Source organism: Pseudonocardia pini, from assembly GCF_013870575.1.
In the GTDB taxonomy this organism is placed as follows: Bacteria; Actinomycetota; Actinomycetes; order Mycobacteriales; family Pseudonocardiaceae; genus Pseudonocardia; species Pseudonocardia pini.
The window spans coordinates 1-5,142 of the sequence record NZ_JACBXB010000379.1 but is presented as its reverse complement, the minus strand read 5'-3'; the positions used below and the strand labels follow the sequence as shown (position 1 = coordinate 5,142).

Annotated in this window: 8 protein-coding genes; 4 read left to right on the top strand and 4 right to left on the bottom strand. The window is 72.9% G+C overall.

Annotation, left to right across the window (positions count from 1 at the left end; translation table 11 throughout):
- Positions 1-111: 111 nt before the first annotated feature.
- Positions 112-339 carry a hypothetical protein gene (locus H5J29_RS20020; RefSeq protein ID WP_181782581.1) on the bottom strand — a complete coding sequence of 76 codons (228 nt, stop codon included), beginning with the start codon at positions 337-339 and terminating at the stop codon, positions 112-114.
- A gap of 240 nt (positions 340-579) precedes the next feature.
- Between H5J29_RS20020 and tenA the strand changes: the two genes are divergently transcribed.
- On the top strand, positions 580-1,242 hold the full coding sequence (gene tenA / locus H5J29_RS20015; protein ID WP_181782580.1) for a thiaminase II: 663 nt from the start codon (positions 580-582) through the stop codon (positions 1,240-1,242).
- Here the strand turns inward: tenA and H5J29_RS20010 are convergent.
- The gene (locus H5J29_RS20010; RefSeq protein WP_181782579.1) at positions 1,239-1,658 is read right to left on the bottom strand and encodes a phage holin family protein; all 420 of its coding nucleotides are present in this window, start codon (positions 1,656-1,658) and stop codon (positions 1,239-1,241) included. The genes tenA and H5J29_RS20010 overlap by 4 nt on opposite strands.
- Complete coding sequence (locus tag H5J29_RS20005; RefSeq protein WP_181782578.1) at positions 1,655-2,881, bottom strand: serine hydrolase domain-containing protein; 1,227 nt, start codon at positions 2,879-2,881, stop codon at positions 1,655-1,657. Before H5J29_RS20005 ends, H5J29_RS20010 begins: the two co-directional genes overlap by 4 nt.
- A 106-nt stretch (positions 2,882-2,987) precedes the next feature.
- On the opposite strand from H5J29_RS20005, the gene H5J29_RS20000 reads away from it, so the two are divergent.
- The 3 genes from H5J29_RS20000 to H5J29_RS19990 all read left to right on the top strand — a co-directional run bounded on the left by H5J29_RS20000 (position 2,988) and on the right by H5J29_RS19990 (position 4,614).
- Positions 2,988-3,989 carry a patatin-like phospholipase family protein gene (locus H5J29_RS20000; RefSeq protein WP_181782577.1) on the top strand — a complete coding sequence of 334 codons (1,002 nt, stop codon included), beginning with the start codon at positions 2,988-2,990 and terminating at the stop codon, positions 3,987-3,989.
- 20 nt (positions 3,990-4,009) lie between these two features.
- On the top strand, positions 4,010-4,276 hold the full coding sequence (locus H5J29_RS19995; protein WP_181782576.1) for a hypothetical protein: 267 nt from the start codon (positions 4,010-4,012) through the stop codon (positions 4,274-4,276).
- Between the two features lie 62 nt (positions 4,277-4,338).
- Positions 4,339-4,614 (top strand): hypothetical protein, encoded by a 276-nt coding sequence (locus tag H5J29_RS19990; RefSeq protein WP_181782575.1) that lies wholly within the window; start codon positions 4,339-4,341, stop codon positions 4,612-4,614.
- Here H5J29_RS19990 and H5J29_RS19985 read toward each other — a convergent pair whose 3' ends face one another.
- The gene (locus H5J29_RS19985; protein WP_181782574.1) at positions 4,615-5,055 is read right to left on the bottom strand and encodes a phosphatase domain-containing protein; all 441 of its coding nucleotides are present in this window, start codon (positions 5,053-5,055) and stop codon (positions 4,615-4,617) included.
- Between the last annotated feature and the right edge of the window lie 87 nt (positions 5,056-5,142).

Genomic DNA, 5,142 nt, shown 5'->3' with positions numbered 1-5,142 from the left:
GGCCTGTCCGTCGCGGAGACCGGACGGACGGTTCGGCGCCGCCGAGCGGTGCGGCCGCGAGCACCGTGACGACCCTGCAGGGCCCCTGACCGGGACCCCACGGGGGTGCGGTCAGGCGGCGACGCCGTCTCGGCCGTCGGCGTTCAGGGGAGTCTTCAGCACGTGGTCGACCAGCCGCATGACGAGCTGGCCTCCCCCGAGCCGATAGCCGAACTCCTCCCAGGTCAGGAGCTCACGCGAGAGCACCTCACCGACGGGGCCGGGGTACAGCCGGGTCACACGGAACGCCGCGGCGCGCAGCCGCATCTTCTCGTGGTGATCCATGGGGACGGGACTCATTCCACTCACCTCCACAGGCGGGGACGTGCGGGGCCGGTTGCGCGCCCTCAGCGCTGAGTCGCCATCCGGGATGCTCCATGGTGACCCACCCCGTTTGCCGGCAGGTGACATCGTACCCGGCGAGTGACCGACCTCTCACTCAGAGCACACGATTCGTGCAAGATCCACTACGAAGTGCGTATGTCTTCCACGATTCGTGAAGCGGCGGATACCCACCGCGACGCCGGCTACGCTCCGGCCATGCGCACGACCGAGGTCCTCTGGGCCGACGTGACCGGGATCTACGACGCCGTCCTCGCCCACCCCTTCGTCACCGGGCTGACCGACGGCACCCTCCCGCACTCGGCCTTCCGGCACTACATCGTCCAGGACGCCCACTACCTGCGCGGGTACGCCCGCGCGCTCGCGCTGTGCGCCGCCAAGGCGCCCGACGAGCAGGCGCTCGCCATGTTCTGCGCCCACGCGGCCGGGGCGATCGCGGCGGAGCAGGACCTGCACACCGCGCTGCTGGGCGAGCTGGACCTCACCGCCGCGCAGGCCGCCGCGCTCCCCGTCGCCCCTGCGACCCAGGCCTACGTGTCCTACCTGCTCGCCACCGCCTACTCCGGCTCCTACGCCGAGGCCGTCGCGGCGGTGCTGCCCTGCTACTGGATCTACGCGAAGGTCGGCGAGCACCTCGTCGAGATGGGCTCCCCCGACCCGCTGTACGCCCGCTGGATCGCCACGTACGGCGGGTCGGAGTTCCAGGCCGTCGTCGACGCCGTGCTGGCCGCCACCGACCGGATCGGCGAGACGGTCTCGGACACCGAGCTCGCCCGGATGCGACACCACTTCCTCACGACGAGCCGGTACGAGTGGATGTTCTGGGACGGCGGCCTCCGCGAGGAGACCTGGCCCGTCTAGCGGCGGTCGAGGCTGTCCGGGATGACGAGGTGGAGCACGAACCCGACGACCGAGACCACGATCGCGCCCCAGAAGCCCGGCCAGAAGCCGTCCACCACGAAGGGCAGCCCGAGGCTGCTGGAGAACGTGCCGACCAACCAGAACAGCAGCGCGTTGAGCACCAGCCCGAACAGGCCGAGGGTCAGCACGTACAGCGGGCAGCTGAGGATCTTGAGGATCGGCTTCAGCACCGAGTTCACGATGCCGAAGATCAGCGCGACCACGACCAGCGTGCCGATCTTGCTCGCGGTGGTGGCCCCGCCGAGCTCGATGCCGTCGATCAGCCAGGTGGCGACCCAGAGGGCGATCGCGACCACCACGACCCGGACGATGAACGCGACGACGGGGTTCCCCCGCCGCTCCGTCGGATAGCTCACGACACCACCGCCTGGGAGACGAGGACCCGCAGCTGCGGGCGGATCGGATGGGTACTGCTGGGCATCAGCTGGGTCATGAACACGACGGTGATCTCCTCGACGGGGTCCACGTAGAAGGTGGTGCTGGCCAGCCCACCCCAGCCGAACTCGCCGAGCCCCTGCAGCTGCTTGCCCGCGGCGGGATCGACGACGACGGAGAAGCCCAGCCCGAACCCGGTGCCCTTGTAGGTCGACTCGGCGAAGATCGGCCGCCCGATCTCCTCGAGGTCCAGCCCGCCGGGCAGGTGGTTGCGGGTGGCGTAGGCGAGGGTGCGGGGGCCGAGCAGGCGCACGCCGTCGAGCTCGCCGCCGTTCGCGAGCATCTGCGCGAAGCGGTGGTAGTCGTACAGCGTGGAGGCCAGCCCGCCGCCGCCGGAGAGGAAGTCGGGGGGCCGGGTGATCGCGTCCCCCATCGCGGCCGACCGGACGAGCCCGCCGCCGGGCTTGGGCACGTACAGCGTGGCGAGCCTGCTCAGGTCCGTGACCTGGAACGAGGTGTCGTCCATGCCGAGCGGGGTGAAGATCCGGTCCGCGAAGAAGTCCGCGAGGGACTGCCCGGAGGCCACCTCGACGACCCGGCCGAGCACGTCGGTGCTCACGCCGTAGTTCCACTCCGTGCCCGGCTGGAACAGCAGCGGGAGGCCCGCGACGACGTCGCACGCCGCGGTGAGGTCCTGCCCCCGCGGCGGGCCGAACTCGTGCCCCCTGGCCCGGTACATCTCGTCGACCGGGTGGGCGTGGTGGAAGCCGTAGGTGAGCCCGGAGGTGTGGGTGAGCAGGTGCCACACCCGCACGGGCTCGGTGGCGGGCACGGTGCCGGGGTTCGCCGCGGACCCGCCGGTGTACACGCGCATGTCCGAGAACGAGGGGATGTAGCGCGAGACCGGGTCGGTCAGCTCGAGCAGCCCCTCCTCCCACAGCATCAGCGCCGCGACGGAGGTGACCGGCTTGGTCATCGAGTAGATGCGCCAGATCGTGTCGTCGGTGACGGGGAGGTCCTCGGCCACGTCCCGGCGGCCGTGGTGCGCCACGTGGGCCAGCCGCCCCCGCCGCGCGACGGCCACGGACCAGCCCGCGAGCCTGCCGTCGTCGACGTAGCGGGCGAAGTGGGAGTCGATCCTGGACAGACGAGCGGCGTCGAGCCCCAGCTCGGCGGGGTCGACCTCGACCTTGCAGACACTCACGCCCCAGACCCTACCGAGATCAGCAGCTCGGCAGCAGCGCTCGATCGAGCCGGTAACGTTCGTCCGGTTTCCTGCGGCCCGCGGGTCCGCCGGTCATGATGGCGGGATGGACCTCCAGGGAGACGACGAGGTCCTGCGGGCCCTTTTCCGGCGTCGAGACGACGGCAGCGCACCGGGCTCACGCACCGACGGGCACCGGATCGCGCTGGTCGTGGGCGGTGGCGGGATGCGCGGGGCGTACGCGGGCGGGATGGCCTGGGCCCTGCAGCAAGCCGGGCTGACCGGGGGCTTCGACGTGGCGTACGGCGCGTCGGCGGGCGCCTTCGTGGCCGCCGCGGCGCTCCTGGGCCACGGCTACGACGCCTCCCGGATCTTCCCCGACGACATGGCCGCACCCGCCTTCGTCGACCCGCGGCGGCTCGGCCGCGGCCCGGTGGTCTCGCTCGACCACCTCATCGACCACATCCTCGTGCACGTCCGCCCCACCGACTGGGACGCCCTCCGGGACAGCCCGGCCCCGCTGCGCGTGATGGTCACCGACGCGGCGGACCTGAGCCCGCACGTGCTCTCCGAGCTGCCCACGCCCGCGGAGTGGCGGCTCGCCATGCGGGCCACCGCGGCCATCCCGTACCTGACCGGACCGCCGGTGGAGCTGCACGGCAGACGCTGGGTCGACGGGTCGATCGGCGACCCGCTGCCGGTCGCGCGGGCACTGCGGGAGGGCGCCACCCACGTCCTCGCGCTGCTCACCCGCACCGCTCCCGAGCTGCAGCGGTCCGATGCCGGGGGCAGTGCACCGTGGTGGGCGCGCGGGATCGACCGGCTGGTCCCCGGGCTGGGGACGATGACCCAGGACGTCCGGCGGCACGGCGAGAGCGTCGCCCTGCTGGTCGACGCCGCGCACCCCGACCGCGCGGGCGGGCACCTGTTCGCGATCGCGCCCCTGCAGACCGCGGGCATCCGCGGGCTGACGGGCGACCCCCTGCGCGTGGAGCAGGCCTCGCACCTCGGGCACGCCGCCGCCGTCGCCGCGCTGCGCGGGATCGATCCGGCGATCTCGTTCACGCCCGATGAGTTCTCGGCGGTCCCCCGGTCAACCCTGAGGTAACGGCATTCGGGGGAGGCGACGTGACGGACGTGCCGCGCCGCTTCGGCAGACGGCGGATCGAGATCCACGCGGGCGAGTCGCGTCCGCACGTGGAGGACGAGTGGCGCGGGGTGCTCGTGCTCGTCGAGGAGGGGGAGATCGAGCTGCGCTGCACCCTCGGGGGACGGCGGCGCTTCGGCCGCGGCAGCGTGCTGTGGTTCACCGGCCTCGACCTGCGCGAGGTGCACAATCCGGGCGTCGATCCGGCGGTGATCGTCGGGGTCTCCCGGAGGGCGGCCGAAACGTGAGGTCACGGGTTCGTAGCGTCGAGTGACCATGCTCGACACGTGCGGCCGCGACCATGGACCGCATGAGCACCGACCTGTCCGTCACCCAGGCGGCGAACGCGCGCTCGGCCGCGAGCACCGACCTGTCCGTCACCCAGGCGGCGAACGCACGCTCGGCCGCGATCGCCGAACTGCTCGACGCGCTGGACGAGCTGAGCGCCTCCTACCGCGGCCTACCCGAGTCCGAACGGGTCGACCGGTGTACCGAGGACGCCGACCGGATCACCGCCGAGGTCGCCCGGCACCTGTTCACGGCCCGCACCCGGCTGTCCTCGGCGTACGGCCGCAGGCACGGCTGATCAGCGCCGCCGGGCCGCCCGCTCGGCGAAGCCCCGGACCCAGCGCCGCTGCCACGGGGTCTCCACGGCCCGCGGTCGGTAGTGCGCGCGGGCCCAGGCCACGGCGTCGTCGGCGGGATGGCCCGCCAGCACGGCCATGCAGGCGATCACGGTGCCGGTGCGGCCCGTCCCGCCGGTGCAGCTGACCTCGACCAACGTGCCCGCGCGGGCACGCTCGTAGGCCGCGACGATCGCGGCGATCGCCGCCGCCCGGTCCCGGGGGACCCGGAAGTCCGGCCAGTCGATCCACGCCGCCTCCCACTCCGGCTCTGCGTCCTGGCCGGGCCTGCCGAGGCAGAGCGAGAACTCGGGTAGCGGCCCCTCGGGGAGCGGGTCGCGACGGCCACGCCCGCGGACCGCGGTGCCGTCGGGGAGCAGGACAGCGCCGTCCAGCTGGGTCATGGGGCCATACTGCCCGGTCGTGACCATCGATCGGGGCCCGACGCCCACGGAGACCGCTGCGCGGCTGCGAGCGGCCGGGTGCGTGTT

Coding starts and splice junctions, on each gene's coding strand:
- H5J29_RS19985 (WP_181782574.1), bottom strand. CDS start 5,055: ATGACCCAGCTGGACGGCGCTGTCCTGCTCCCCGACGGCACCGCGGTC.
- H5J29_RS20000 (WP_181782577.1), top strand. CDS start 2,988: ATGGACCTCCAGGGAGACGACGAGGTCCTGCGGGCCCTTTTCCGGCGT.
- H5J29_RS20020 (WP_181782581.1), bottom strand. CDS start 339: ATGAGTCCCGTCCCCATGGATCACCACGAGAAGATGCGGCTGCGCGCC.
- H5J29_RS19990 (WP_181782575.1), top strand. CDS start 4,339: ATGAGCACCGACCTGTCCGTCACCCAGGCGGCGAACGCGCGCTCGGCC.
- tenA (WP_181782580.1), top strand. CDS start 580: ATGCGCACGACCGAGGTCCTCTGGGCCGACGTGACCGGGATCTACGAC.